Below are 258 nucleotides of genomic sequence, written 5' to 3'. Positions count from 1 at the left end.
GTTAATATCCCAATCAGCTGACGGTTGGTATTGCAGTGCAAAAAATACTGCATCACGTTCATCAGATGTCTCGTTTTGACGAAAGCTTCGGCTACTGCCAGTCCAAGCATAAGGAGTCCCATCACTTACTGCTTTACCTGTTTCTGGATCGATTTCTGTATCGTAACCTTGGTTGCTACTGCCATTAACTTGGTCTTCACAGTCGCCTGCGCTGCTACGATAAAAACCTTCATTGGTATTAGTCGGATCGTTTAAACA

General features: G+C 43.8%; 1 protein-coding gene. It reads right to left on the bottom strand.

Annotation, left to right across the window (positions count from 1 at the left end; all coding sequences use genetic code 11):
* A partial coding sequence (locus AAEZ18_RS19170; protein ID WP_352256013.1) for a hypothetical protein occupies nucleotides 1–258 on the bottom strand: 258 nt, incomplete at both ends.

The sequence above is a fragment of the Pseudoalteromonas sp. 19-MNA-CIBAN-0066 genome, assembly GCF_040308705.1.
In the GTDB taxonomy this organism is placed as follows: Bacteria; Pseudomonadota; Gammaproteobacteria; order Enterobacterales; family Alteromonadaceae; genus Pseudoalteromonas; species Pseudoalteromonas nigrifaciens.
Note: the sequence above shows the minus strand (reverse complement) of the source record. Positions and strands in the feature narration are given on the sequence as shown.